Consider the following 25610-nt stretch of genomic DNA (forward strand, 5'->3'; position numbering starts at 1 on the left):
AATCACTGCATTTGTCATTTCAAGCACGTTTACAGGCTCAGTCGTTCGGGAAAGATTTTGTGTGGGGCGTTGCCCTGGCTGCGCAGCAAAATGAAGGTGCGCATAACATTGACGGCCGCGGCCTTTCTATATGGGATGTATTTGCCCGCAGGCAGGGCAAGATAAAAGGCGGCCACAAACCTTCTGCCGCCTGCGATTTCTACTATCGTTATAAAGATGACCTGTTGCTGGTAAAAGCGCTCGGTTTTAAAGCATTCCGCTTTTCCATTGCATGGCCGCGCATATTGCCCGATGGCACAGGCAAGGTGAACAAGGAAGGCATTGCCTATTATCACCGCCTCATTGATGAATGCCTGGCCCTGGGCATTGAACCGTATGTAACCCTGTACCACTGGGATTTACCCTACGAACTGGAAAAAGAAGGCGGGTGGACGAGCTACCGCATGGTGCGCTGGTTCAGCCGTTTTGCCACTATCTGCGCAGAAGAATACGGCAGTAAGGTAAAACACTGGATTGTGCTGAACGAGCCGATGGGCTTTACTTCGCTGGGGTATATGCTGGGTAAACATGCACCCGGACGTATAGGCCTCGATAACTTTTATCCTGCCATTCACAATGCTGTGATGTGCCAGGCCGAGGGCGGCCGCATTCTGCGCGACCTGGTGCCCAATGCACACATCGGTACTACGTTTTCCTGTTCAGAAGTGATTCCTTTTTCAGACAAGGAGGAAGATGTACAGGCAGCCAACCGTATGGATGTGCTGCTGAACCGCCTGTTTATTGAGCCTGCATTGGGCAGGGGATATCCCAAAGATGATTTCCGTTTCCTGGAGCGGCTGGAGCTGCACAACAAGGCATGGAAATACACGGATCGTATGCGTTTTAACTTCGACTTTATCGGCCTGCAGAATTACTTCCCGCTGGTGGTGCGGTATAACCCGTTTATACCGGTGGTAAATGCATCGGAAGTAAAAGCAGTTACCCGTAAGGTGCCGCATACGGCGATGGGCTGGGAAATCAATGGCGGCAGCTTTTACCGCATCATCAAAAAGTTCTGGTTGTATGGCGGTGTTAAAGAACTCTACATCACCGAAAGCGGTGCTGCCTTTAAAGATGAAGTGGTGAATGGTACCGTAAATGATGAAAGCCGTATTGCTTATTTCCAGGAATACCTGCAGGCCATGCTGAAAGCCAAACAGGAAGGCGTTAACATCAAGGGCTATTTCGCCTGGACGCTCATGGATAACTTTGAATGGTCAGAAGGCTACAAAGCCCGCTTTGGACTGGTACACGTAGATTTTAAAACACAGCTCCGCACGATCAAGAATTCGGGCTATTGGTTCAGGGATTTCCTGAAGTGAGAGGGATGGTGAGTGGTGAGTGGTCAGTGGTGAGTGATCGATGCGAAAGCCACCCCTTGATGCCGTTGCCGGTGTCCTCACCGGCAACCTATCTACTTCGGGGTTTATATACCAGTCGGTGAGTGGATCATTCGCAGAGAAAGGAGTGCATCGCGGTGGTTCAGCGCGTTAAATGTCGCTGAGCTCTTCGCACCAATAAATTCAACGTATTCCGCATTCCGCGAGAAACACCCCTCCGCTCAGAAAGCTAAAAGCTAATCGCTAAAAGCTATCAGCTGTATTCAGGCTATCAGCTCTAATAAATGTAATTCCCATTATCACTATTCAACTGCACAATATCGGGTGGGCGCAGGTAGGTATTGTTGAAACGGAAGCGGATGTCTGAGTTGATGCTTATCTTGAAAGTCTGCACATTGTCAACCCTGCGGGGGAAGTAAATAAAACGCAGTTCAAACGTATTAAACACGAGGTTGTTGTTGCGGGTTCTTACACCGCCGCCGATGCCATAATACAGGTCTGATTTTTTGATGGGCGTACGCTCGGGCGTAAGCAACGATGCATCGCCGTATACAAAAGGTGCAAACTGGAATCCCAACAATTTATATTTTAAGAAGAAAGAAGTTTCGCTGTGCAGGCTAAGCCTGCGGTCTCCTGCAATAGAATCGCTGGGGAAAAAGCGCAGACCGAACGGGTTGTTGATCTTCAGCGGGTCGAACGTAGTGCGGTTGAATAGGCGCGTATAACTTAATCGTACATACTGGCGGATCTTTACATTGTTGTACAGGTATAAACGGCTGAACATGCTGGTGCCGAGTAACAGGCTGGCATCTTCAAGCCGGTGACTGTGCGGGAAGGCGCTGCTCCTGAAAAAGTATTGCACCACATCGCCGCTGCTGCTTACAATATAGCGGTTGGCATCTATACCGGCATAGGCACGCGGGCGGTTTACCTGTTTGTACCAGCCACCGGTAAACGATACGCTGTAACCATAAGGCATATCTTCCGTGGTGCCGAAACCATAGATGTAGTTGGTTTTATAGAAGTCCTGCTTAAACAAAGTAAGCTGCCCCAGTATGGCGCGCTGATCGTTGAAGCGCGTATCGTACTTGCCGTTGAACTGGAAGGGCAGTTCTGAAAAATCGTTCTGCATATAACGTATGCTCACCAGCTTGTGCAGGTTCATTTTATCATCGGCGAGTATTTTCTTTACACCAATGTTATAACCCAGCCATGCATCAATATTCCCCAGCCGATAATGATAGAACTGTGTATCGGGCCGGTTATACAGGTTGTGCGATTCGCTGTTGCCAAAAGCAAAGCCGCCTGTTAAATGCGTGTATTGCGATACCAGCGGCCTGTCGAACCGCACCTGCCACGAGGCTTCAGTGGCCGAGCCATCGCCACGGTTGCGGTTAATAGTGGTGTATTGAAAAGAGGCATTGATAAAAGTATGGGCAATATTGTTTTTGCCATAACTCAGGTCATAGCCAAATACGGGTGCACGCCCCTGGTCAACCCTGGCGCCGAATGAAATGCGCTGCCCCATGCCCAGCACGTTGGCATCTGTAATGCGGAACTTTTGCTTATTGGTTTCAATATCGCTGATATCACCGCCAATACTGAACACATCTTTGGTAACCACCACCAGGTCAACCGAATCGGGATTGCCGGGGAGGTAGTTCACCAAAATACGGGCATCCTGCATATAGCCCAGTGAGCGCAGGTAGCGTTCGTTATCGGCTGCGCGGTAAGCATTCAGTTCCGTGCCTTCTTTCAGCAGCAGGTTATTGCGGATAACCCATTGCCGGGTATTGCGGTGAAAGGTATTCAGCAGTCTTGTACCAAAATACTTGATGCCATGCGCAGTATCGGTAAAGGTTTTTTCGAACCCGAACTGCTTGATGTAAATATGGCGGATGATTTTGCCTTCGTAGGGAATAAACGGTGTTTCGGCCTTGGTATTCAGGATCACCTGCCCGGTATCGCCGGCATGGCTGCGGGTAACGGCATTCATGGCAGCCTGCAAGATGTTGGACTTTTTTCGTGGCACCACAATGATACTATCCTTCTTCTGCGCATCCAGGGGCAATGCCATACATAGAAGTACTATTAGGGCGGATAGTATTTTGAGCGAATGGGGCACGATAACCAGTAGGTTTTATAGAGTAAACAATTGTAAAATAGCGAAAATCAAACATATCAGCCCATTTGTATAACAATCATACAACAGAAAGTTTGAAATAATGCTAAAACAAAGGTGCAGCAAGTGTTACAGCGCAGGGGTATGATAACGAACTGTGTTTAAAACGTATTTTATCCAAAAGAAATTTTGCCGGGAAACTTTTTCCTTTATTTTTGCTGCATGAAAATTTCTATGCATATCCATCACCACCATCATTTCTTACCCAACGGGTAGGCCGGTGTTGTGTTATGCATACTTTAACATAAAACATTGACAGGGCTTACCGCATAGGTAGGCCCTTTTTTATTTAAACAGGTTAAATCAGCAACATGAAGCTACGACTTGCAATCCAGAAATCAGGCCGTTTACACGACGATTCCATGCGTTTGCTTAAAGAATGCGGTATTGATATCAGCAACGGGGTAAACAAGCTTAAAAGCGAAGCCAGCAATTTCCCGCTCGAGGTGTTTTTCCTCAGGGATGACGATATTCCGCAATATGTGGAAGATGCTGTAGCAGACATCGGTTTTGTGGGTGAGAACGTAGTGTACGAAAAGAAAAAGAAGATTGATGTTGTTGAAAAGCTGGGTTTTGGCAAGTGCCGCCTCTCCATCGCCATCTCAAAAGGAGAAAACTACACCAGCGCTGCGTTTCTGCAGGGCAAAAGAATTGCCACCAGCTATCCTGTGCTGGTAGAAGATTTCCTGAAAGCCAATAATATCACAGCCGAAATACACGAAATCAGCGGCAGCGTGGAAATAGCCCCCGGCATTGGTTTGGCAGATGCCATCTGCGACCTGGTAAGCAGCGGTTCAACCCTGTTTATGAATGGCTTGCAGGAAGTAGAGCCCATCCTGCAATCGCAGGCTGTACTGGTGAAAAATGAGCAGCTTTCTCCCGAACAGCAGGCAATACTCGACAAACTGCTGTTCCGCATACAATCCGTAAAAAAGGCCAAGAACAATAAATATGTGCTGCTGAATGCGCCCAACGACAAGCTGGATGAAATTATCTCCCTGCTGCCGGGTATGAAAAGCCCTACTGTTCTGCCGCTTGCAGAAGCCGGCTGGAGCAGCGTGCACAGCGTGCTGAGTGAAACACAGTTCTGGGATATTATCGAGAAACTGAAAGCTGCCGGTGCGCAAGGCATACTGGTAGTGCCCATAGAAAAAATGATTATCTGATAAAATCCTGCGCTGCGGTTGTTGCGCAGCGCAGGAGCTTTGTTAAACCGGTTCAACATGAACATCGTCCGCTTTCCCTCGCGCAATACCTGGCCTGCACTGGTGCAAAGGCCTGTAATGGATACCACGCAGTTGCAGCAAACAGTTAAAGACATCCTGGCCGATGTACGCGCCAATGGTGATGAAGCCGTAAAGCGCTACACCAGCCGTTTTGATGGCGTTACGCTCGATAACCTGCTGCTGCAGCCCGGTGAAATTGCGGCTGCCATTGCCGCTGTTCCCGAACAGCTGAAACAGGCTATTGAAACGGCGGCAACCAATATCCGCCGCTTTCACAACAAACAAACCGCAGCGGTTGAAGTAATTGAAACCATGCCCGGCGTACAATGCTGGCGCAAAAGTGTGGGCATTGAAAAAGTAGGTTTGTACATTCCCGGCGGTACCGCACCTTTGTTTTCTACCATTTTGATGCTGGGCATTCCAGCACAGATAGCAGGTTGCAAAGAAGTGGTGCTTTGTACGCCTCCGGGTAAAGATGGTAAGCTGCATCCTGCCATTGTATATGCAGCACAGCTGGTAGGCATTACCTGCATTGCGAAAACCGGTGGTGTGCAGGCCATCGCAGCCATGGCTTATGGTACAGAAAGTATTCCGCAGGCATATAAAATATTCGGCCCGGGTAACCAGTATGTTACCTGCGCCAAACAATTGATACAGCAGGAGGGCATAGCCATTGATATGCCCGCAGGTCCCAGTGAAGTATGTGTGCTGGCCGATGATACTGCAGATGCAGCCTTTATTGCAGCCGATCTGCTTTCACAGGCCGAACATGGCAACGACAGCCAGGTATGGCTGGTAACAACCAGCGAGCCGCTGATTGCCAAAGTACAGCAGGCACTGGATGAGCAGTTGAGCAAACTGCCACGCAGAGACCTTGCAGCCAATGCTTTGGCCAACAGCAAACTGGTACTGGTACAGCAAATGGAGGAAGCCATTGATTTGTGTAATGCCTATGCCGCAGAGCACCTCATCATTGCCTGTAAAGACGATGAGGCGCTCGCGCAACGCATCATGAATGCAGGCTCTGTTTTCCTGGGTAACTATTCACCCGAAAGTGCAGGTGACTACGCCAGCGGTACCAACCACACACTGCCCACCAATGGTTTTGCCAAAGCCTACAGCGGTGTTAGCGTTGACAGCTTTGTAAAGAAAATTACCTACCAGAAGCTCACGCAGCAAGGTTTGCTGCAAATAGGCAACACCGTTATCGCCATGGCCGAAGCAGAAGGTCTTGATGCGCACGCAAATGCAGTCAAGGTCAGACTGAGCAAAATTTGAAAATGTCAAAACAATGGTTTGATAGTTGAATGGTTTGATTGCTGCATTGTTCTGTTTGCCGTTTCTTCATTCACTATTGACTATTCACTATTCACTAATGTTCTTAACACGTTTATATGTTCGACTTAGATACTATCCTTCGCCCTAATGTTCGTAAGCTGGTGCCTTATTCTACCGCACGTGATGAATACACCGGTGTGGCGCTGGTACCGCTTGATGCCAATGAAAACAGTCTTGGCTCGCCTTTGTCTAAATGGTACAACCGTTATCCTGATCCGCACCAGTACCAGCTGAAAGAAGCGGTGAGTAAGGTAAAAGGCATTGCTGCCGAACATATTTTTATGGGGCATGGCAGTGATGAGTGTATTGATGTGCTGTACCGTTGTTTCTGCAACCCGGGAAAGGACAATATAATTATCTGTCCGCCCACGTACGGCATGTACGAGGTAAGCGCCAACATCAACGATGTGGAAGTGCGCAGGGCGCCGCTGCTGGAAGATTTTCAGTTAGACCTGGTACATCTCGAAAACCTCGTGGATGCCAATACCAAGCTCATCTGGATCTGTTCACCGAATAATCCTACAGGAAACGCCTTAAACCGGCAGGATATAGAAACCGTGCTGAACAATTTCAATGGAATTGTGGTAATTGATGAAGCATACATCAATTTCTCCAGGCACAAATCATTTGTACAGGAGCTTACTGAATATCCCAACCTGGTGGTGATGCAAACATTCAGCAAGGCCTGGGGCCTCGCGGGTCTGCGTTTGGGAATGGCGTTTGCCGCCGCTAATATCATCGCGGTGATGAACAAGGTGAAGCCGCCGTACAATATCAACCAGTGTACACAGGATCTTGCCCTGAAAGCCCTTGAAGAAGTAGGACAGGTAAATGATATGATCAGGGAAATTGTAGACATGCGCAATGCCCTTACCGAAGTGTTTCAACGGATACCTACCGTACGCAAAGTATACCCGTCTGACGCGAATTTTTTGCTGGTTAAGATAGACCGGGCCCATGAAGTATATGAATTTCTGCTTACCAAAGGCATTATCGTGCGCGACAGGAGCAATGTGAAACTCTGCGAAGATTGCCTGCGTATTACTGTTGGCACCGAAAAAGAGAACACTTTGCTGGTTGATGCCCTTCAGGATTGGCTGTTGCTAAAAAAATAAAGCAGTTTGCGGGATAACCAGATTGCTTAATTTTAAAACATCGAATAAAAATATTCATATGAAAAAGAAGCTGATCCGTTTTGGATTATGGTCTGTATTAGCGCTGCTTACCCTGGAAAGCTGGGCAGGTCCGCGTGATAGCACCTATGTTCGCGCCGCACTGCCAGCGCCTGACGCTGATAACGCCGGTTTAAAACTGCCTGCCGGTTTTTCGGCCTTAAAAGTGGCCGACAGCATTGGCGGCGCTCGCCACCTGGTGGTTACACCCGAAGGCGATATTTACGTAAAAATGCAAACGCCTAAACCCGGCAAAGCCATTACCCTGCTGCACGACAGCAATGGCGACGGCAAGGCTGATAAAATTACCACATTCGGCACTTACCGCGGCACCGGCATCGGTATACATGATGGCTACCTGTATGCCTCATCAGATGAAGCGATTTTCCGCTACAAACTGGATGATAAACACCAGGTAATAGATACAGCAGCACCTCAAAGAATTGTGTATGGTTTGCTCAATCGTCACCAGCACGAATCAAAGAGCATTACATTCGACAATGCAGGCAATATTTATGTGAACATCGGCGCCTTCTCCAACTCCTGCCAGGAGCAGGACAGGAAGAACGGTTCAAAAGGCCGCATGCCTTGCCCCATACTGGATTCAGCCGGTGGCATCTGGCAGTTTAAAGCCGATAAACCGGATCAAACCTATGGCGATGGTGATCGCTACGCCACCGGCTTGCGCAATGTGGTGGGGCTCGACTGGAACCAGGATCAGAACCAGCTGTTTGTAATGCAGCATGGCCGTGACGGCTTGTTTGATATGTTCCCTGAGTTTTACAACCTGCAGCAGGGCAACGAACTGCCTGCGGAATGCATGTACGCCCTGAAAAAAGGCGACAACGCAGGCTGGCCATATATGTACTATGACGGCATCCAGAAAAAGAAAATGCTGGCCCCAGAATACGGCGGCGATGGTGTAAAAACAGGCGGCGAAAAAGCCATTGATCCTGTTGTTGCATTCCCTGCGCATATGGCGCCCAACGGACTGTTGTTTTACACAGGCAGCCAGTTTCCTGCACGTTACAAAAACGGTGCATTTATCGCCTTCCACGGCTCATGGAACAGGCAGAAAGGACAGAAAGGCTACTTTGTAGTGTTTGTACCTTTTAACAATGGCAAGCCCAGCGGTGACTGGGAAATATTTGCAGATGAATTTGCAGGCGTGGATAATATCCAGAGCCCTGGTCAGGCCAAACACCGTCCCTGCGGACTGGCACAAGGCCCTGATGGATCACTGTATGTAACAGACGATGTAAAAGGAGCTGTTTACAGGATCATGTACAATGGTAAATAAGCAAGGAATTCAGTTATGAAGAAAAAGATCATTACCTCACTGCTGTTATGTGCTACGGGATTATACCTGTGGGCACAGGCACAACCCGCAAAGGCATCAGCAGAAAGAGGAAAAAAGATATACGAACAGTATTGCCTCGCATGCCACCAGGTAGATGGTACCGGTGTACCGCACCTGAACCCGCCGCTCACACAAACATCGTATGTGCTGGGCGATAAAACTGCGCTGGTGCAGGTGGTACTGAAAGGCATGCAGTCATCAGTACCGATTGATGATGAATATTACTCGAACAATATGGCGCCGCATAATTTTCTGAAAGACCAGGAGATTGCGGATGTACTAACCTTTGTGCGCAGCAATTTCGGCAACAAGGCGTCTGCAGTTACAGCGGCGGAAGTAAAAGCCATACGCGCAAAAACAAAATAACGTTCATGAATTTTTAACCAACGGGCACCGGGTTGCACAGCGTTCACCGTGTTACGGACATGTGTTAACCGGTGCCCTTTCAGTTTCTATAAAAACAGCAATAAGACCAAGCATGAAAAGAGTTCTTTTTATTGACCGTGACGGAACCATTATCAGGGAAGTGCCACCAACATACCAGATAGACAGCTTTGAAAAACTGGCCTTTTACCCCCACGTACTCCGTTACCTGTCGCGCATAGCGGCTGAAATGGAGTATGAACTGGTGATGGTAAGTAACCAGGATGGATTGGGTACGGCAAGCTTCCCGGAAGATACGTTCTGGCCGGTGCAGAACTTTATCATGCAAACACTCGAATCAGAAGGTATTCATTTTGCGAGCGAACATTTCGACAGAAGTTTTGCCAGCGAACACCTGCCTACCCGCAAGCCTGCTACAGGCATGCTCACTTCATTTCTGGATAACGAAGCCTACGATATCGCCGGCTCCTTTGTAATAGGCGACCGCATTACCGATGTGCAGCTGGCCAAAAACCTGGGCTGTAAAGCCATTTGGCTCAACAACGATGCGGCCCTTGGTGCAACAGAAGTAAAAGATGGTGCTGCATTGCAGGAAGTGGTAGCGCTTGAAACCACGGAATGGCAGCAGATCTATGAATTTCTGAAACTGAACCTGCGTACCGTTCACCACGAACGCAATACCAGTGAAACAAAAATATCGGTTGACCTCAACATTGATGGCAGCGGCAAGGCCGAAATACACACAGGGCTTGGCTTTTTTGACCATATGCTTGACCAGATTGCCCGTCATGGCAAAATGGATCTGAAGATTACCACCAAAGGTGATCTCCATATTGATGAACACCATACCATTGAAGATACCGGCATCGCATTGGGCGAAGCCTTTGCCATGGCCCTGGCCGATAAACGTGGCATGGAGCGCTACGGGTTTGCCTTACCCATGGATGAAGCCGATGCACGTGTGCTGATTGATTTCGGCGGCCGCAACTGGCTGGTGTGGAATGCGGAATTTAAACGCGAAAAGATAGGGGAGATGCCTACGGAAATGTTCTTTCATTTCTTTAAATCGTTCAGCGATGCAGCCCGTTGTAACCTCAACATAGAATGCAGGGGCGAGAATGAGCACCATAAAATTGAGGCCATCTTCAAAGCCTTTGCAAAAGCGATACGAATGGCCGTAAAACGCGATCCCTTAAGCAATTACCTGCCCAGCACCAAAGGGGTACTGTAATGGAGATTGCTGTTAAAACAATGGAAATGAGCGGCAGGAAGGCAAAAAATATTTTGTTTTCTGAAAATTGTCGACCATATTTGCAGCGTAATGAAAACAATTATTTTAAATATTCATTGGTGGTGGCATACAAACTCCGGTCGGGGCTTGTAGTGGCATTGCCAGTACTGAACAATATTCATGAGCCTCGACACACGTGTCGGGGCTTTTTGTTTATGTCTGCAGCATAACAACGAACCCTGGCAACGAAAAGGCCAGCATTCATTAAAAAAGTAGTTTACTGCCAGAAAATAGAATATGAAAAAAATCGCTATTCAAACCCGGTACAAGAAAATTTTGTCCGATGTGTACACGCCGGTGGGTATTTACCTCAGGCTCCGCGACCGCTTCCGCGACACCATTTTGCTGGAAAGCACCGATTACCATGTTGCCGAAAACAGTTACTCCATTATCGGCATTAACGCTATCGGCGGTATTGAGATCACCGATTTTACCTCAGTAGAATGTAAGTATCCCGGTCAGAAACCGGAGAAACACCCTATCGCCAACAGGCAGGATATACCGGGTTTAATATGGGATTTCATGGGCAGCTTTGAAGTGGAACCTGCCACAGAAAAAGCCATCCGTGTTGCACAGGGTTTGTTTGGTTACAGCACTTATGATGCCGTACAGTTTTTTGAAACCGTGCAACTCAAATCTGCCAAAAGCGAAGGCGCCATACCATTAATGCGTTACCGCCTGTACCAGTACGTGATTGTGATCAATCATTTCAAAGATGAAATGCATATCTGTGAAAACGTAGTGCCTGGCCTGGAAAGCGATACAAGTGTTATAGAATCGCTGATCAAAAGCAAAGACGTACCGGCGTATCCGTTTAAAGCGCAGAACGGTGAAACTTCCAATATGGAAGACGAAACCTACCGCAACATGGTGAAAAAAGGTATACAGAGCTGCCTGCGCGGCGATGTATTCCAGATAGTGCTGAGCAGGCGTTTTCAGCAGCAGTTCTCCGGCGATGAGTTTAATGTATACCGTGCACTGCGCAGCATCAATCCTTCTCCTTATTTATTCTTCTTCGATTACGGTGATTATAAATTAATGGGTTCCAGCCCTGAATCGCAGCTCATCATTAAAGAGGATAAAGCGGTGGTGCACCCCATTGCAGGTACATTTAAACGTACAGGCAATGATGAAAAAGACAAACAGCTGGCCGCCGCATTACTGCTCGATGCAAAAGAAAATGCAGAGCACACCATGCTGGTAGATCTTGCACGCAACGACCTCAGCCGCCAGTGCGATGACGTGCGTGTAACACAATACAGGCAGGTGCAGTACTACTCGCATGTAATTCACCTGGTAAGTGAAGTAACCGGTACGCTGAAAGCAAAAACCAATCCTTTCTTTTTACTGGCCACCACCTTCCCGGCAGGTACCCTGAGCGGTGCACCCAAGTTTAAAGCCATGCAGCTGATTGATGAATACGAACCTACTTCACGCAGTTATTACGGCGGCTGTATCGGCTCTATGGGCTTTGACGGCAGCTGTAACCACGCAATTATGATCCGCACATTCCTGAGCAGGCACAATACGTTGTTTTACCAGGCAGGTGCAGGTGTGGTAGCAGCTTCCAACCCTGAAAGCGAGCTGCAGGAAGTAAACAATAAACTCAATGCCCTTAAAAAAGCCATTGAACTGGCTGAAACTTTATAGTGGCGCTGCCATTGTAAATAAAACGCTGAAATCATGAAAATATTAGTGTTCGATAACTACGATTCCTTTACGTATAACCTGGTGCACCTGGTTCAGAAAATCATGAAACAGGATGTGGATGTGTACCGTAACGACCAGTTGCCACTGGAAAAAGTAAAGGCTTATGATAAAATCATTCTGTCACCTGGTCCGGGCGTACCTGATGAAGCTGGTTTGCTGTTGCCGCTGATTAAAGAATATGCAGCCAGCAAACCCATACTGGGCGTGTGCCTGGGGCACCAGGCCATTGGTGAGGCATTTGGTGCAAAACTTACCAACCTCAGCAGCGTGTATCATGGTGTGGCAACACCCATACAGGTAAAAGAACCGGGTAAGGGCTTGTTTGCGCATTTGCCTGCATCTATTGAAGTAGGCCGTTACCACAGCTGGGTGGTGGATAAAGCCGGTTTCCCGGATACACTGGAAATTACTGCAGAAGATGACAAAGGTTTTGTAATGGGCCTGCGTCATAAAACATACAACGTGGAAGGTGTGCAGTTTCATCCCGAGAGCGTGTTAACACCGCAGGGGGAACGTATTCTGCAAAACTGGCTGCAGCAGTAAACACTTTCTTTAACCACACGTTTATTAAACCGCACGGCAATGAAAAAAATATTACAATACCTGTTTGAATATAAAACCTTATCCCGCGAACAGGCGAAAGAAATACTGGTGAACATTTCGCGCAGCCAATACAGTGAATCGGAGGTTACGGCCTTTATCACCGTTTTCCTGATGCGCAGCATTACCATCGAAGAGCTGCAGGGCTTCAGGGATGCACTGCTTGAACTGAGTGTAAAGGTTGATTTGAATGGTTACAAACTCGTTGATATAGTTGGCACAGGTGGTGATGGCAAAAATACCTTCAACATTTCTACACTGGCCTGTTTTATTGTGGCCGGCACCGGTCAGAAAGTAGCCAAACACGGCAACTACGGCGCCAGCAGCGTAAGCGGCGCATCGAATGTAATGGAGCAGCTGGGCTATAAATTCAAAAGCGATGAAGCACAGCTGAAGAAAGAACTGGAAGCAGCGAATATCTGTTTCCTGCATGCACCGGTGTTTCACCCTGCGTTAAAAGCTGTAGCGCCGATACGTAAAAACCTGGGCCTGCGCACATTCTTTAATATGCTGGGCCCCATGGTAAATCCTGCTGCGCCTGCTTACCAGCTGGTAGGCGTGTACAGCCTGGAAATGGCACGCATTTACAATTACCTGTTGCAGCAAACAGGCCAGGCGTTTACCATTATCCATGGACTGGATGGCTATGATGAAATTTCGCTTACCAACGATACCAAGGTTATTACGAATCACGGGGAACAGATTTTAACACCGGAATACCTGGGTAAACGTGCTGTTGCGCCACAGGATATTTATGGTGGCAACACAACGGAAGAAGCAGCCAAAATATTTAAAACCGTGATCAAAGGGGAAGGCAGCTGGGCGCAGAACGCAGTGGTGCTGGCCAATGCAGCCATGGCACTGCAATGCACCGGTAACTACAGCAGTTATACCGATGCCTACAACGCAGCTGTTGAAAGCCTGGAAAGCGGAAAAGCATACCAGTCATTGCAAACCTTAGTTAATCTGCAGTAATGAATATCTTAGAAACCATCGTAGCACAGAAGAAAAAGGAAGTAGAAAGCAGGCAGGCCGCAGTAAGCAGGGCAGAGCTGGAAAAACGTGAATTGTTCAAACGCCCTGTTTTATCCTTGCGCAGTTTTTTATTGGATCCTGAAAAAACAGGGATCATTGCTGAGTTTAAAAGAAAATCGCCTTCCAAAGGCATGATCAATGCAACCGCAGATGTAGTGGCTGTAACCAGCGCGTATGCTACCTATGGCGCATCGGGTTTGTCGGTGTTAACAGATGAGCCTTTCTTTGGCGGCAGTGCAGAAGATTTAATGCAGGCGCGTGTAAACCAGGTGCCTATTCTGCGCAAGGATTTTATGGTAGATGAATACCAGCTTACCGAAGCAAGGGCTATGGGTGCAGATGTAATTCTGCTCATTGCCGCCTGCTTAACACCAAAGGAAGTAAAACAACTGGCAGCAGCAGCCAAAAAACTGCAGCTGGAAGTATTGCTTGAAATACACAACGAAGAAGAACTGCAGCATATTTGTGATGAGGTAGATATGGTTGGTGTAAACAACCGTAACCTCAAAACATTTGAAGTGGATATCAATACCTCGCTGCAGTTGATCAATGCCATACCCGCATCAAAACCCGCAGTAGCAGAAAGCGGTATCAGCAGTGTTGATACCATTGTTACCCTGCGTAACGCAGGCTTTAAAGGGTTTTTGATTGGGGAGAATTTTATGAAACAACCGGATCCTTCGATTGCCTTTGCTGATTTTGTACAACAGCTAAAAGCAAAAAAATGAGAGTAAAAGTATGCGGTATGACCAGGGGCGACCAGGTTCAGCAACTGAACGATCTGGGTGTGGCTTTTGCCGGGTTTATTTTTTACCACAAGTCACCCAGATACGTGTTCCGCCACATGGCAGCCGCCGAAATTAAACGCATACGCGGCAACATCAACAAAGTAGGTGTGTTTGTGAACACGCCGGTAGAGGAAGTGCTGCGTATTGTAGATGATTGCGGTTTGTACCTGGTACAGCTGCATGGCGACGAATCTCCCAAGTACTGCGAACGCCTGGCTGATTATGTTACCGTGGTAAAAGCTTTCAGGTTAAGCGAGGATGATAATATTGAATGGAAAATTAAAGACTACCAGGAGGTAACCGATATGTTCCTGTTTGATACCGAAGGCGCCGGTTACGGTGGCACCGGTAAGAAATTTAACTGGAACATGCTGAAGGGGCTGAATATCCGCAAACCGTTTTTTATCAGCGGTGGTATTCAACCCGATGATGCTGCACTGTTACAGGAGTTTAGTCAGGACCCTGTTGCAAAAGATTTGTTTGCAGTAGACATCAACAGCAAGTTTGAACAATATCCCGGTATAAAAGATATGGACAAGGTAAAGCAGTTTCTGCAGGGGCTTGGCCAGTAAATAATAAAGCACTTGCCTGCACCAGCAATGCATGGCAAACAAAATACAAACAAGATGACAGCAACTTACCAGCAACCGGATGCCCAGGGTTATTACGGCAGTTTTGGCGGTGCATATATTCCTGAAATGCTGCACCGCAATGTGGAAGAGCTGCGCAGCCGCTACCTTGAAATAATGGAAGAAGCTTCTTTTCAGAAAGAGTTTCAGCAACTGCTGCGCGACTATGTTGGTCGCCCCACACCACTGTTCCTGGCAGAACGTTTAAGCAAGGCTTACAACACCAATATCTACCTGAAAAGGGAAGACCTGAACCATACCGGTGCGCATAAGATCAACAACGCTATTGGCCAGGTATTGCTGGCGCAGCGTTTAGGTAAAAAACGCATCATTGCAGAAACAGGTGCCGGTCAGCATGGTGTGGCAACCGCCACTGTATGCGCCCTGAAAGGCATTGAATGCATTGTGTACATGGGTGTAAAAGACATTGAACGCCAGGCCCCGAATGTGGCACGCATGAAAATGCTCGGCGCTTCTGTGCGCCCTGCCAATAGTGGCAGCCAAACGTTGAAAGATGCCACCAATGAAGCCATCCGCGACTGGATCAATAACCCCAGCGATACACATTACGTTATCGGCAGCGTGGTTGGCCCACATCCTTATCCCGATATGGTGGCGCGTTTTCAAAGCGTGATCAGTGCCGAAACACGCAGCCAGTTGAAAGCAGCAACCGGCAGCGAATTACCCGGTTACATGATTGCCTGCGTAGGTGGCGGCAGCAATGCAGCCGGTGCATTCTATCATTTTCTCGACGAGCCTAAAGTAAAACTGGTAGCTGTAGAAGCAGCAGGTTTGGGTGTAAGCAGCGGCATGAGTGCAGCAACTACACAGCTCGGCACACCGGGTGTATTACATGGCAGCAAAAGCCTGGTAATGCAAACCGCAGATGGCCAGGTGGTAGAACCACACAGCATTTCAGCGGGGTTGGATTATCCCGGTATTGGCCCCCTGCACGCACACCTGTTTAAAAGCGGCCGCGGCATCTTCCTCAGCGCTACCGATCAGCAGGCACTGGATGCAGCCTTTAACCTGTGCAAACTGGAAGGCATTATTCCCGCACTGGAATCATCACATGCACTGGCAGCATTAAACGAACTGAAACTGAAAGCTGATGATGTAGCAGTGATCTGCCTGAGCGGTCGCGGCGATAAAGACCTGGCTACCTATATGAAAGCCATGGAACAAAAGGGATAACGATTAATGGAGACAGTAACGAAATTACCGGCATTGGCAACACCATTTACTTTACGGCAAGCAGCAGGGGAAAGTGATTCAACCTTCCTGTACGAACTGAAGAAACAGGTATTGCGCGGTTATGTGGAAAAGATATGGGGCTGGGATGAAGCGGTGCAATTACAGTATCATGCAGCGAATTATCATCCTGAACTTACCAGCATTATTATGGTCAATGGGAACAATGCAGGTACCGTTGAAATAGATAACAGGGAGCAGGAATTGTTTATCTGCAGCCTGTACCTGTTACCGCAATACCAAAACCAGGGCATTGGCTCTGCGGTTATAACGCAGTGTATGGAGCAGGCGAAGCAGCAGGGCAAACGCCTGTCGCTGGAAGTGCTGCTGTCTAACACGCGCGCACGGGAACTGTACCTGCGACTGGGTTTCACAGCTATGCCACAGGACAACGATATTAAAATATTCATGTATAAAGATTTCGCATCATGAGCAGGATAAAAGAATTGTTTCAGCGTAAACAGCAGCAGGTACTCAATGTATACTGTACAGCAGGTTTCCCTGAACTGAACAGCACACTTACAGTAATGCAGGCCCTGCAGAACAGTGGTGCCGATTTAATTGAACTGGGTATGCCCTACAGCGACCCGCTTGCCGATGGCCCGGTAATACAGGCCAGCAGTACACAGGCACTTGCCAATGGCATGACCATTGCTGCTTTGTTCCAGCAACTGGAATCATTCCGCGATACGGTAAAAGTGCCTGTTTTGCTGATGGGTTACATGAACCCCATCCTGCAATATGGCTTTGAGAAATTCTGCGAAGCAGCAGCGCGCGTAGGCGTAGATGGCCTGATATTGCCTGATTTGCCTGCTTACGAATTTGAAACAGAATATGGTGCCATCGTTCGCAAATACGGTCTTGATTTCATCTTCCTTGTAACACCTGAAACATCGGAAGAAAGGGTGAGAAAACTCGACAGCCTCAGCAGCGGTTTTTTGTATGCAGTATCCTCTTCTTCTACCACTGGTGGTGACAAGGATTTTACTGCTGTAGAAAACTACCTGCACCGTTTGCAGCAAATGAAACTGCAAAACCCCGTGCTGGTGGGCTTTGGTATAAAAGACAAAAGCACCTTTGCCAGTGCCGGTAAATATGCGAATGGTGCCATTATCGGCACAGCCTACATTAAAGCACTGGAAGAAAGTGCAGGTGATGTGAGCGGCGCCACCAAACAATTCCTGGGAGCCATTCTCGGCTAAAAAGAAACAGTATGAACATCGCAATTGTAAAATACAATGCAGGCAATATACAATCGGTTTTATACGCGCTTGAACGTATTGGCGTTGAAGCACAGGTAACCGATGACACAGCAGCACTGCAGGCAGCCGATAAGGTGATTTTTCCCGGCGTAGGTGAAGCCAGCAGCGCCATGCATTACCTGAAACAGCGCGGATTGGATGAAGTGATTACAGGATTGAAACAGCCCGTACTGGGCATATGCCTGGGTATGCAGTTGATGTGTGCCTATTCAGAAGAGAATAATACAAACTGCCTCGGCATATTTGAAGAAAAGGTAAAACTGTTTACACCCGCTGCGGGCAGTAATATCAAGGTGCCGCAGATCGGTTGGAACAATATCTTCGATCTGCAAACACCTTTGTTCAGCGGCTTGCCGGAGAACAGCTATTGTTATTTTGTACATGGTTATTATGCGGCGCTGGGTAAACATACCATTGGCAAAGCAGATTATGTGCAGCCATACAGCGCCTCCCTGCACCGCGATAATTTTTACGGAGTGCAGTTTCACCCTGAGAAGAGCGCCGCTGTCGGCGAACAGATATTGCGCAACTTCATTACCAAAGTAGTGTAGTATGACGATACAGGAAGTGCCACTGGCCGATGTTTGGCGGATGCGCAAAGAAGTGATGTATCCTGCATTTACCATTGACCAGGTGAAACTGGAAGATGATGAGCAGGGCCTTCATCTTGGTTTGTATGAAGCAGGAACACTAATCTCTGTGGTGTCGCTGTTTCAGAAAGATGGTGCGTTGCAGTTCCGCAAGTTTGCCACTGTAACAGCTTTTCAGGGTAAGGGTTACGGCTCTGCCTTGTTGCAGCACATCATGCAGCTGGCAATGCAACAGCAAAACACCGCCATCTGGTGCAATGCACGCACTACAGCAGTAGGATTGTATAAAAAGTTTGGCATGTACGAAACCGGCGCTACCTGGCACCAGCATGGCCATGAATTTATTAAAATGGAAAAACAGTTAGGTACATGCAAATAATACCTGCCATCGATATCATTGACGGAAAATGTGTGCGGCTTACCCAGGGTGACTATGCACAGAAAACAGTGTACAACGAAAACCCGCTGGAAGTGGCCAAAGAATTTGAAGCAGCCGGTGTGCAGCGCCTGCACCTGGTTGACCTGGATGGCGCCAAAGCAGGTGCAGTAAAAAACTGGAAAGTGCTGGAGGATATTGCTTCCAACACAAAGCTGGTGATTGATTTTGGCGGTGGCATTAAAAAGGAAGAAGACCTGGCCGTAGTATTTAACTCCGGTGCAGCACTGGCTACCATTGGCAGCCTGGCAGTAAAAGCCGAAGCAGTATTTGTGCAGTGGCTGCAGCAATATGGCGCAGAGAAGTTTTTGCTGGGCGCAGATGTAAAGAATGAAAAGATTGCCATTGGCGGTTGGCTCGAAACCACAGAAATAGACATCTACAGTTTTATTGAAAAATACATGGCACACGGTATTCAGCAGTTGTTTTGTACCGATGTAAGCAAAGATGGCTTGCTGCAGGGGCCTTCTGTTGAGCTGTATACCAAAATCATCGAACGCTTTCCAACATTGCATTTTATTGCCAGCGGCGGTGTGGCCTCTATGGACGATATTACTGCGCTGCAGCAGATTGGCTGTGATGGCGTAATTGTGGGCAAAGCCATTTATGAAGGCCGCATTGAATTGTCGAACCTGGTTAAACCGGCATAAACAACATAACTATGCTTACAAAAAGAATTATACCCTGTCTCGATATTAAAGATGGTCGCACTGTGAAAGGTGTCAATTTCGAAAGCCTGCGCGATGCAGGTGACCCGGTTGAACTGGGTGCACTGTATGCACAGCAGGGGGCAGATGAACTGGTATTCCTGGATATTACCGCTACCAACGAAAAAAGAAAAACCCTGCGCGAGCTGGTGAACCGTATTTCGCACCACATCAATATCCCGTTTACGGTAGGTGGTGGTATCAGCAGTGTGGAAGATGTGCAGCTGTTGTTGCAGAATGGTGCAGACAAAATATCGGTAAACACTGCAGCTTTTAACAATCCCCAACTCATCCGCTCACTCGAAAAAGAATTTGGCAGCCAGTGCGTGGTGCTCGCCATCGATACGCGTTTGGAAGCCGACGGTGAATGGTATGTATACCTCAACGGAGGCCGTGTAAAAACGGAAACACGTTGTATTGACTGGGCAAAGAAAGGGGTAGAGCTCGGCGCCGGTGAAATTTTGCTCACTTCCATGAATCATGACGGTACCAAACAGGGTTTTGCATTGGATATTACCCGAACTTTGGCCACGCAGTTACCGGTTCCGGTAATTGCATCGGGCGGCGGCGGTACCATGGAACATTTTGTAGACGTGTTTCACAATGCCCATGCCGATGCTGCGCTGGCAGCAAGCATTTTCCATTTCAAGGAAATTGGAATACCCGATTTAAAGCAGTACCTGAAAGAAAAAGACATTGAAGTAAGGCTGTAACTGCCGTTTCTTTAAAGACCAAACTATAACAAACATGGAGATCAACTTTTCAAAATATGCCGATGGATTGGTGCCCGCAGTGGTGCAGGACAGCATTACCCAAAAAGTGCTGATGCTGGGCTTTATGAACGAAGCAGCCATTGCACAAACCAATGCCACCGGAAAGGTAACTTTTTATAGCCGCAGCAAACAACGCCTGTGGACAAAAGGAGAGGAGAGCGGTAATTTTCTGCTGGTAAAAAGCATACTGGCAGATTGCGACAACGATACCCTGCTGATAAAAGCAGAGCCGCTGGGTCCTGTTTGCCATACAGGCACAGATACCTGCTGGGCAGAAACCAACCGCAAGGAAGATTTTTTAACCGGACTGGAAGAGATCATCGAAAGCCGTCGCAATGCTTCGCCTGAAGAATCGTATGTGGCCAGGTTATTCCAGAAAGGCATCAATAAAATTGCCCAGAAAGTAGGAGAGGAAGCAGTGGAAGTGGTGATTGAGGCCAAAGATCATGATGAAGATCTTTTCAAAAATGAAGCGGCCGACCTGCTGTTTCATTACCTGATATTACTGAATGCAAAAGGTTTTTGCCTGCAGGATATCGTAGACGTACTGGCTAAACGACACGAAAAAAAATAGGTATGAAAAAACTGTTTATCGCCTTATTATTTTTATTACCCGCTTTAGTGCAGGCCCAGCAAGGATTTACTATTCAGGGTAAACTGGTGGGTTTGCCGGAAGATTGTATCGTGTACCTGTCAGGCAAAACAGAGAAAGATACGCTTGCCAGCGCAAAAGTAAAACAAGGCGCCTTCACCCTTAAAGGCAATGTTACCGAAACCGATTCCCGCATGCTGGTACTGCCTGCTGTAAACAGGCGTATGGTGCTGTTTATGGGCAATGACCAGATTCACATTAACGGCAACACAAAAGACTTCAGTGATGTAAGTATCAGCGGCTCTGCAGCGCACAGCGACTATGAAGCATTTATCCAGTACATCAAGCCGCTGAATGACTATGTGGAATACTACCGCACGCAAATGCAGTCTGCCACTACCACAGGCGGCAGGGACAGCCTGGCCATTATGCTGAACACTGCGTACAACATGTATGAGAACGGGGTTGACCGTTTTGTTGCCCGCAAAAAAACATCGCCCGTTACTGCATTATTGCTCGCCTACAGCTATGATACTGATCCTAACAAAGATGTAAACCTGCTCGACCGCCGGTTTAATATGTTATCTGGCGATGCATTGAATAACCAGTTTGCCCGCAACCTGAAACAGGTGCTGGCAGTAGCTAAAATAGGTGCAGTGGGAACCAAAGCCATCGAATTCACCCAGAACGATGTAAATGGTAAACCCGTATCGTTGTCACAGTTTAAAGGCAAGTACGTACTGGTTGATTTCTGGGCCAGCTGGTGTGGCCCCTGCCGTATGGAGAACCCCAACGTTGTGGCAGCCTACAACCAGTATAAGGATAAAAACTTTACCGTGCTGGGCATATCGTTAGACCAGGAAAAGCAAAGCTGGTTAACGGCCATTCAGAAAGACAACCTCAGCTGGACGCAGGTAAGCGATCTGCAGTTTTGGAATAATGCTGTTGTAAGGGCATATCACATTGAATCTATCCCGCAAAACATACTGGTTGGCCCTGACGGAACCATCGTAGCGAGAAACCTGCGTGGTGAAAGCCTGGCCACCAAATTGAAACAGTTGCTTAATTAAGCAGCAGTAATAGTAATATACAACAAACGGCAGCAATCATTACAATTGCTGCCGTTTTTCTTTGTACCCGTTATAGTGTGCTCTTTTACAGGAAAGCTTTTTCATACGCTGCCTCATCAAAGCCCAGCGCAACTACTTTATCGCCTTTTTCAATCAATGGTCTCTTAATCACACTTGTTTTTTCTTCCATCAGTGCAAAGGCAGACGGTTCGTCTTTTACTGCTGCCTGCGCTGCTTCATCAAGCTGGCGCCAGGTAGTGCCTTTTTTATTCACCAGGCTTTCCCAACCTTTTTGCTTGCTCCACGATTGCAGTTTGGCAGTTGTAATGCCCTGCTTCTTATAATCATGGAACGTATAAGTAATGTTGTGTGCTTTCAGCCAGTCAAGTGCTTTTTTTACCGTATTGCAATTCGGAATGCCGTAAACAGTATACATGCCGTAAAATTTGCTGCAAAGATAAAACATGGCGATGAGTGCACGGCATCTGCTTTGGTGGCGAAATCAATTAATATCCTGCCCTGCCTTCAGCTTGCCCACCAGGCCTTCCACATTCGTTTTATTACCCGGATCAGGTGCCTGCGTTAGTGCCTTCTGCGCATATTTCAGTGCCTCTTTATAATTACCGGTAGCTGAATAACCCCTTGCCATGCCCATGTTGGTAGTAAACACGTCCGGGTTTTTATCATAGTTCATCTTAAAAATGCTGAAAGCCTGCTTGGCCTGGTGCTGTTGCAATAGCTGCCTGGCATAGTTGTGCAATTGTACCATATCGCCCATCGGCACAGCTTTCTGCATGGCACTGTCTGCTGCAGCATCCTGGCCCAGTTTGCGCAATAGGCCTGCTTCGGTAGATAAGGTGGCAAAATTCGGCTGTCCTATAAAAGGTGCGCCAACAGCTGCGCGTGCCCAGGTAAGGCCTTCTTCAAGGTTTGTATTGCTGGTGAGGCAATAGTTGGCGGCCTGCTGGAAGGCCATCCAGGTAAAACCTTTGTCACTGCGCAGTTCCTGCCTGAATGAGGCGAGTTGCGTAGTGGTTACGTCCACATCTATTTTAAATGGAATTTTCCATTTTTCCCAGCTCAAGGCAATGGTAGCAGAGGCCGGTGTCTCATTTTCAAAGGTGTATTGCAGCCATTCTACGCTGTTGGATAACTGCTGCGGCTTTACTTTTACACGCAGGGCGTCTTCGTCTTGCTTATAGAAAAAGCTGCCCCAGCTGCCTGAATTTTTGGAGAAAATCAATGTACATTCTTCGGGCTGTACTGCGATAAAGAATCCGTATTTGCCGGCAGGTAGTTCCTGGCCTTCAACTTTTACAAGTGTGCTAAACTCAATGGTAGTGTTTTCATTGGCTCCTGCACGCCAGGGCGCCGCTTTACTGGTGCCGAAGCCGAGGTCCGCAAAGCCGTAATGCACAATACCGCCCCATATTTTGCCTTCACGGCCTTTTACGCCGGGGCGACTGTAATTAATGGTGATGTTGGTAATGCCGATGCCTTCGCTTACGGTGGCTCTTTTGTTGTCGCCATCGGGGACGGTTGTTAACTGGGCATTGGTTTGCAGGGCCGCCAGCAGCAGTGCTGCGATGATTATTTTTCTCATATGTAGTCTCGTTTGGTGAGGCCCAAACTACACAAAAAAAGCAGCAGGGCATAGTCATTTGTTACCATTGTGCACCAAACGGGATAAGTGGAAATAAAACAGCCGTTCCTGCTGGAACGGCTGCCTCATATGCTTATATTTTACTGTTCAGCGCTTATGCTTTAACATGAAATGTTACAGCATGATCACCCCACAGCATGGTAACCGTACCATTTTTGTCGATGGTATAGGTCAGTTTTTCTGTGAAAGATTTGGCTTTACCACCGGTAACTTTTACCTGCAGTGCATCCTGGTCTTTGTTTTTGTCGTAGCTGTAAGCGCCCCATGTTTGCCATGCTTTGTTGAAGATCAGCGTCCATTCGTCGTTGTTGTTGATCACAAAGAATGCATATTTACCAGCTGGTAAAGACTGCCCTTCGATAGTTACGTTTTTGCTTACTTCAAAAGTAGTTGCGCTGTCTGCGCCGGCGCGCCAGATTTTGCCGTTCATAGGCTCAAGGTTGGTGCCAATGGTTCTGCCTTTTACTGAAGGGCTGCCATAATGAATGGTAACGTTGGTGCCGCCTTTAATGGTTTGTGATACCATTTCGTGCGGGCTGGCAGGCTTTTTCTTTTCCTGTGGAGCGGCCGTTTTGTCTTTTTCCTGGGCAAACAGGGAAGCGCTGGCAAGCACCAGAGAAAGGGAAAGCAGGAGTACTCTTTTCATGGTTTATTGTTTAATTGTTTACGTGCTTTATTGCAGCTGTCGTTTGTACAGCTGAATGGTATTTTCATAACCCAGGTAAAGGGCGTCTGCAATAAGTGCATGACCTATAGATACCTCATCGAGCCAGGGAATATGCTGTTTAAAATACTGCAGGTTGTTCAGGTCAAGATCGTGGCCTGCATTCAGTCCCAGTCCCAGTTCCCTTGCTTTTTCGGCAGCAGCAACATAGGGTGCCACGGCTTTTTCCCTGTTTTGCAGAAAAGCGGTTGCATAACCTTCGGTGTACAGCTCAATACGGTCAGTACCGGTAGTGGCAGCGGCGGCTACCATTTCAACCACGGGGTCTACAAAAAGGCTTACGCGGATACCGGCGTTTTTGAAAACGCTTACAATCTGTTTCAGGTAGTCCTGGTGTTCAATGGTATTCCATCCATGATCGCTGGTAATCTGGTTAAGTGCATCGGGTACCAGTGTTACCTGGTGCGGTTTGGTTTCGAGTACGAGATCTATAAACTTCTGTTCGCTGCAATTACCTTCAATATTAAATTCGGTAGTGATAATGGGTTTTATTTCCCGTACATCGCTGTAACGGATATGGCGTTCATCGGGGCGTGGATGCACGGTTACACCATCTGCGCCAAAACGCTGCGCATCAATGGCAGCTTTTACCACATTGGGGTTGTTGCCACCACGGCTATTGCGCAGTGTAGCTATTTTATTGATGTTTACAGATAACTTGGTTGTATGGTTCATGTGTCAAAAGTACTAATTCCCGGTATCCAAAATAAAGGTATTACAACAATAACTTTACTGCCAGCCCGGTTATAATGGAAGCAGCAAAACTCATCAATGTTCCGATAAGCACATATTCCGCCTCTTTGCGTACATGATCGCCCTTAATATCGTTAAAACGCAGTATGGATTTGGCGGCAATTAAAAAGCCGATCCCCTCAAAGTGGTTGATAAGCACAAAAGTGAATACCAGCACACGTTCAAAAATGCCGATCCATTTACCTGCTGCGCTCAGGCTGATGCTGGTGCGGGCAAAATTATCTTCTGCCTCCTGCCGCCAGCGTTGTGTGGCATAACCCAGTATGTATGAAAGCGGAAATATAATGATGATATAACCCGATGCAATCAGCCAGCCCTGCCTGCTTTGCAGTATTGCTGTCCGCAGGTGCTGCCACCAGCCGCCCGGCTGGTAAAAAATACACCATACGGCAATTAGCACGGCTATGTGTGCGGCCTGGTCCAGCACAAAATACAGCAGGTTGTCTTTGCGGTACAGTTTCCACAGGTCAATCAGGTAATGCGTTACAAAAATAATCAGCGGAATGGCCCAGATGGTTTTATCGGGCGACAGCAGGTAAATAAGCGCTGCATGTATAAAGCAGTGCAGCCACAGCTGCCAGGAGCGGTATTTAAAACGTTGTTTGTGCCGCACCATTTTTTTGGATTGCAACACAAAATCGGCTAGCAGGTGTATAAATATCCATTGGTAAACAAGCAACATACTGTAAATATAT

General features: G+C 47.7%; 27 protein-coding genes. 21 read left to right on the forward strand and 6 right to left on the reverse strand.

Features of this window, described 5'->3' with window-relative positions:
- The first annotated feature begins 11 nt into the window (after window positions 1-11).
- On the forward strand, window positions 12-1361 hold the full coding sequence (locus DXN05_RS09440; protein WP_245975170.1) for a GH1 family beta-glucosidase: 1350 nt from the start codon (window positions 12-14) through the stop codon (window positions 1359-1361).
- 295 nt (window positions 1362-1656) lie between these two features.
- Here DXN05_RS09440 and DXN05_RS09445 read toward each other — a convergent pair whose 3' ends face one another.
- Window positions 1657-3456, reverse strand: a complete 1800-nt coding sequence (locus tag DXN05_RS09445) for a BamA/TamA family outer membrane protein (protein WP_245975171.1) — start codon at window positions 3454-3456, stop codon at window positions 1657-1659.
- A 416-nt stretch (window positions 3457-3872) separates the two neighbouring features.
- On the opposite strand from DXN05_RS09445, the gene hisG reads away from it, so the two are divergent.
- From hisG to DXN05_RS09550, 20 genes are all read left to right on the forward strand, one after another.
- On the forward strand, window positions 3873-4727 hold the full coding sequence (gene hisG, locus DXN05_RS09450) for an ATP phosphoribosyltransferase (RefSeq protein ID WP_211330006.1): 855 nt from the start codon (window positions 3873-3875) through the stop codon (window positions 4725-4727).
- Window positions 4728-4784: 57 nt separating this feature from the next.
- A complete protein-coding gene (gene hisD, locus DXN05_RS09455; protein ID WP_116846967.1) occupies window positions 4785-6065 on the forward strand; it encodes a histidinol dehydrogenase in 1281 nt (426 codons plus the stop codon).
- A gap of 116 nt (window positions 6066-6181) precedes the next feature.
- On the forward strand, window positions 6182-7240 hold the full coding sequence (hisC, locus tag DXN05_RS09460) for a histidinol-phosphate transaminase (RefSeq protein WP_116846968.1): 1059 nt from the start codon (window positions 6182-6184) through the stop codon (window positions 7238-7240).
- Window positions 7241-7298: 58 nt separating this feature from the next.
- Window positions 7299-8597 (forward strand): PQQ-dependent sugar dehydrogenase, encoded by a 1299-nt coding sequence (locus DXN05_RS09465; protein WP_116846969.1) that lies wholly within the window; start codon window positions 7299-7301, stop codon window positions 8595-8597.
- 15 nt (window positions 8598-8612) lie between these two features.
- Complete coding sequence (locus DXN05_RS09470; protein WP_116846970.1) at window positions 8613-9023, forward strand: c-type cytochrome; 411 nt, start codon at window positions 8613-8615, stop codon at window positions 9021-9023.
- Between the two features lie 112 nt (window positions 9024-9135).
- On the forward strand, window positions 9136-10272 hold the full coding sequence (gene hisB / locus DXN05_RS09475; RefSeq protein ID WP_116846971.1) for a bifunctional histidinol-phosphatase/imidazoleglycerol-phosphate dehydratase HisB: 1137 nt from the start codon (window positions 9136-9138) through the stop codon (window positions 10270-10272).
- 297 nt (window positions 10273-10569) lie between these two features.
- Window positions 10570-11982 (forward strand): anthranilate synthase component I family protein, encoded by a 1413-nt coding sequence (locus tag DXN05_RS09485; RefSeq protein ID WP_116846973.1) that lies wholly within the window; start codon window positions 10570-10572, stop codon window positions 11980-11982.
- Window positions 11983-12015: 33 nt separating this feature from the next.
- Window positions 12016-12585, forward strand: coding sequence for an anthranilate synthase component II (locus tag DXN05_RS09490; protein ID WP_116846974.1), 570 nt, complete (start codon window positions 12016-12018; stop codon window positions 12583-12585).
- 39 nt (window positions 12586-12624) lie between these two features.
- Complete coding sequence (gene trpD, locus DXN05_RS09495) at window positions 12625-13617, forward strand: anthranilate phosphoribosyltransferase (RefSeq protein WP_116846975.1); 993 nt, start codon at window positions 12625-12627, stop codon at window positions 13615-13617.
- Window positions 13617-14405, forward strand: a complete 789-nt coding sequence (gene trpC, locus DXN05_RS09500; protein ID WP_116846976.1) for an indole-3-glycerol phosphate synthase TrpC — start codon at window positions 13617-13619, stop codon at window positions 14403-14405. The genes trpD and trpC overlap by 1 nt, the downstream gene beginning before the upstream one ends.
- Complete coding sequence (locus tag DXN05_RS09505; RefSeq protein WP_116846977.1) at window positions 14402-15037, forward strand: phosphoribosylanthranilate isomerase; 636 nt, start codon at window positions 14402-14404, stop codon at window positions 15035-15037. The genes trpC and DXN05_RS09505 overlap by 4 nt, the downstream gene beginning before the upstream one ends.
- A gap of 54 nt (window positions 15038-15091) precedes the next feature.
- Window positions 15092-16288, forward strand: a complete 1197-nt coding sequence (trpB, locus tag DXN05_RS09510; protein ID WP_116847159.1) for a tryptophan synthase subunit beta — start codon at window positions 15092-15094, stop codon at window positions 16286-16288.
- Between the two features lie 6 nt (window positions 16289-16294).
- Window positions 16295-16777 carry a GNAT family N-acetyltransferase gene (locus tag DXN05_RS09515; protein ID WP_116846978.1) on the forward strand — a complete coding sequence of 161 codons (483 nt, stop codon included), beginning with the start codon at window positions 16295-16297 and terminating at the stop codon, window positions 16775-16777.
- Window positions 16774-17547 carry a tryptophan synthase subunit alpha gene (trpA, locus tag DXN05_RS09520; RefSeq protein WP_116846979.1) on the forward strand — a complete coding sequence of 258 codons (774 nt, stop codon included), beginning with the start codon at window positions 16774-16776 and terminating at the stop codon, window positions 17545-17547. The genes DXN05_RS09515 and trpA overlap by 4 nt, the downstream gene beginning before the upstream one ends.
- A gap of 11 nt (window positions 17548-17558) precedes the next feature.
- Entirely contained in the window at window positions 17559-18158 is a 600-nt protein-coding gene (gene hisH / locus DXN05_RS09525; RefSeq protein WP_116846980.1) for an imidazole glycerol phosphate synthase subunit HisH, read from the forward strand.
- Window position 18159: 1 nt separating this feature from the next.
- Window positions 18160-18576, forward strand: a complete 417-nt coding sequence (locus tag DXN05_RS25040; RefSeq protein ID WP_116846981.1) for a GNAT family N-acetyltransferase — start codon at window positions 18160-18162, stop codon at window positions 18574-18576.
- Window positions 18567-19283: a 1-(5-phosphoribosyl)-5-[(5-phosphoribosylamino)methylideneamino]imidazole-4-carboxamide isomerase gene (gene hisA / locus DXN05_RS25045; RefSeq protein ID WP_116846982.1), complete on the forward strand. Its 717-nt coding sequence runs from the start codon at window positions 18567-18569 to the stop codon at window positions 19281-19283. The genes DXN05_RS25040 and hisA overlap by 10 nt, the downstream gene beginning before the upstream one ends.
- 11 nt (window positions 19284-19294) lie before the next feature.
- Window positions 19295-20053 (forward strand): imidazole glycerol phosphate synthase subunit HisF, encoded by a 759-nt coding sequence (gene hisF, locus DXN05_RS09540; protein WP_116846983.1) that lies wholly within the window; start codon window positions 19295-19297, stop codon window positions 20051-20053.
- Window positions 20054-20087: 34 nt separating this feature from the next.
- On the forward strand, window positions 20088-20687 hold the full coding sequence (gene hisIE, locus DXN05_RS09545) for a bifunctional phosphoribosyl-AMP cyclohydrolase/phosphoribosyl-ATP diphosphatase HisIE (protein WP_116846984.1): 600 nt from the start codon (window positions 20088-20090) through the stop codon (window positions 20685-20687).
- Between the two features lie 2 nt (window positions 20688-20689).
- Complete coding sequence (locus DXN05_RS09550; RefSeq protein ID WP_116846985.1) at window positions 20690-21775, forward strand: TlpA disulfide reductase family protein; 1086 nt, start codon at window positions 20690-20692, stop codon at window positions 21773-21775.
- Between the two features lie 85 nt (window positions 21776-21860).
- On the opposite strand, the gene DXN05_RS09555 is transcribed toward DXN05_RS09550, so the two are convergent.
- The 5 genes from DXN05_RS09555 to DXN05_RS09575 form a co-directional block, all read right to left on the reverse strand.
- Complete coding sequence (locus tag DXN05_RS09555; protein WP_116847160.1) at window positions 21861-22211, reverse strand: ArsC family reductase; 351 nt, start codon at window positions 22209-22211, stop codon at window positions 21861-21863.
- Window positions 22212-22277: 66 nt separating this feature from the next.
- Window positions 22278-23378 (reverse strand): DUF2911 domain-containing protein, encoded by a 1101-nt coding sequence (locus DXN05_RS09560; protein WP_116846986.1) that lies wholly within the window; start codon window positions 23376-23378, stop codon window positions 22278-22280.
- A 154-nt stretch (window positions 23379-23532) separates the two neighbouring features.
- Entirely contained in the window at window positions 23533-24084 is a 552-nt protein-coding gene (locus tag DXN05_RS09565) for a DUF2911 domain-containing protein (protein ID WP_116846987.1), read from the reverse strand.
- Between the two features lie 27 nt (window positions 24085-24111).
- On the reverse strand, window positions 24112-24837 hold the full coding sequence (locus DXN05_RS09570) for a pyridoxine 5'-phosphate synthase (protein ID WP_116846988.1): 726 nt from the start codon (window positions 24835-24837) through the stop codon (window positions 24112-24114).
- Between the two features lie 40 nt (window positions 24838-24877).
- Window positions 24878-25597 (reverse strand): DUF3307 domain-containing protein, encoded by a 720-nt coding sequence (locus DXN05_RS09575; protein ID WP_116846989.1) that lies wholly within the window; start codon window positions 25595-25597, stop codon window positions 24878-24880.
- Window positions 25598-25610: the final 13 nt, after the last annotated feature.

The sequence above is a fragment of the Deminuibacter soli genome (assembly GCF_003412455.1).
In the GTDB taxonomy this organism is placed as follows: domain Bacteria; phylum Bacteroidota; class Bacteroidia; order Chitinophagales; family Chitinophagaceae; genus Deminuibacter; species Deminuibacter soli.

Coding starts and splice junctions, on each gene's coding strand:
- DXN05_RS09550 (WP_116846985.1), top strand. CDS start 20,690: ATGAAAAAACTGTTTATCGCCTTATTATTTTTATTACCCGCTTTAGTG.
- trpC (WP_116846976.1), top strand. CDS start 13,617: ATGAATATCTTAGAAACCATCGTAGCACAGAAGAAAAAGGAAGTAGAA.
- trpB (WP_116847159.1), top strand. CDS start 15,092: ATGACAGCAACTTACCAGCAACCGGATGCCCAGGGTTATTACGGCAGT.
- DXN05_RS09470 (WP_116846970.1), top strand. CDS start 8,613: ATGAAGAAAAAGATCATTACCTCACTGCTGTTATGTGCTACGGGATTA.
- DXN05_RS09560 (WP_116846986.1), bottom strand. CDS start 23,378: ATGAGAAAAATAATCATCGCAGCACTGCTGCTGGCGGCCCTGCAAACC.
- hisIE (WP_116846984.1), top strand. CDS start 20,088: ATGGAGATCAACTTTTCAAAATATGCCGATGGATTGGTGCCCGCAGTG.
- DXN05_RS09505 (WP_116846977.1), top strand. CDS start 14,402: ATGAGAGTAAAAGTATGCGGTATGACCAGGGGCGACCAGGTTCAGCAA.
- hisC (WP_116846968.1), top strand. CDS start 6,182: ATGTTCGACTTAGATACTATCCTTCGCCCTAATGTTCGTAAGCTGGTG.
- trpA (WP_116846979.1), top strand. CDS start 16,774: ATGAGCAGGATAAAAGAATTGTTTCAGCGTAAACAGCAGCAGGTACTC.
- DXN05_RS25040 (WP_116846981.1), top strand. CDS start 18,160: ATGACGATACAGGAAGTGCCACTGGCCGATGTTTGGCGGATGCGCAAA.
- DXN05_RS09465 (WP_116846969.1), top strand. CDS start 7,299: ATGAAAAAGAAGCTGATCCGTTTTGGATTATGGTCTGTATTAGCGCTG.
- DXN05_RS09445 (WP_245975171.1), bottom strand. CDS start 3,456: ATGGCATTGCCCCTGGATGCGCAGAAGAAGGATAGTATCATTGTGGTG.
- hisF (WP_116846983.1), top strand. CDS start 19,295: ATGCTTACAAAAAGAATTATACCCTGTCTCGATATTAAAGATGGTCGC.
- DXN05_RS09555 (WP_116847160.1), bottom strand. CDS start 22,211: ATGTATACTGTTTACGGCATTCCGAATTGCAATACGGTAAAAAAAGCA.
- DXN05_RS09575 (WP_116846989.1), bottom strand. CDS start 25,597: ATGTTGCTTGTTTACCAATGGATATTTATACACCTGCTAGCCGATTTT.
- DXN05_RS09485 (WP_116846973.1), top strand. CDS start 10,570: ATGAAAAAAATCGCTATTCAAACCCGGTACAAGAAAATTTTGTCCGAT.
- DXN05_RS09570 (WP_116846988.1), bottom strand. CDS start 24,837: ATGAACCATACAACCAAGTTATCTGTAAACATCAATAAAATAGCTACA.
- hisA (WP_116846982.1), top strand. CDS start 18,567: ATGCAAATAATACCTGCCATCGATATCATTGACGGAAAATGTGTGCGG.
- hisG (WP_211330006.1), top strand. CDS start 3,873: ATGAAGCTACGACTTGCAATCCAGAAATCAGGCCGTTTACACGACGAT.
- trpD (WP_116846975.1), top strand. CDS start 12,625: ATGAAAAAAATATTACAATACCTGTTTGAATATAAAACCTTATCCCGC.
- hisB (WP_116846971.1), top strand. CDS start 9,136: ATGAAAAGAGTTCTTTTTATTGACCGTGACGGAACCATTATCAGGGAA.
- DXN05_RS09490 (WP_116846974.1), top strand. CDS start 12,016: ATGAAAATATTAGTGTTCGATAACTACGATTCCTTTACGTATAACCTG.
- DXN05_RS09565 (WP_116846987.1), bottom strand. CDS start 24,084: ATGAAAAGAGTACTCCTGCTTTCCCTTTCTCTGGTGCTTGCCAGCGCT.
- hisD (WP_116846967.1), top strand. CDS start 4,785: ATGAACATCGTCCGCTTTCCCTCGCGCAATACCTGGCCTGCACTGGTG.
- hisH (WP_116846980.1), top strand. CDS start 17,559: ATGAACATCGCAATTGTAAAATACAATGCAGGCAATATACAATCGGTT.
- DXN05_RS09515 (WP_116846978.1), top strand. CDS start 16,295: ATGGAGACAGTAACGAAATTACCGGCATTGGCAACACCATTTACTTTA.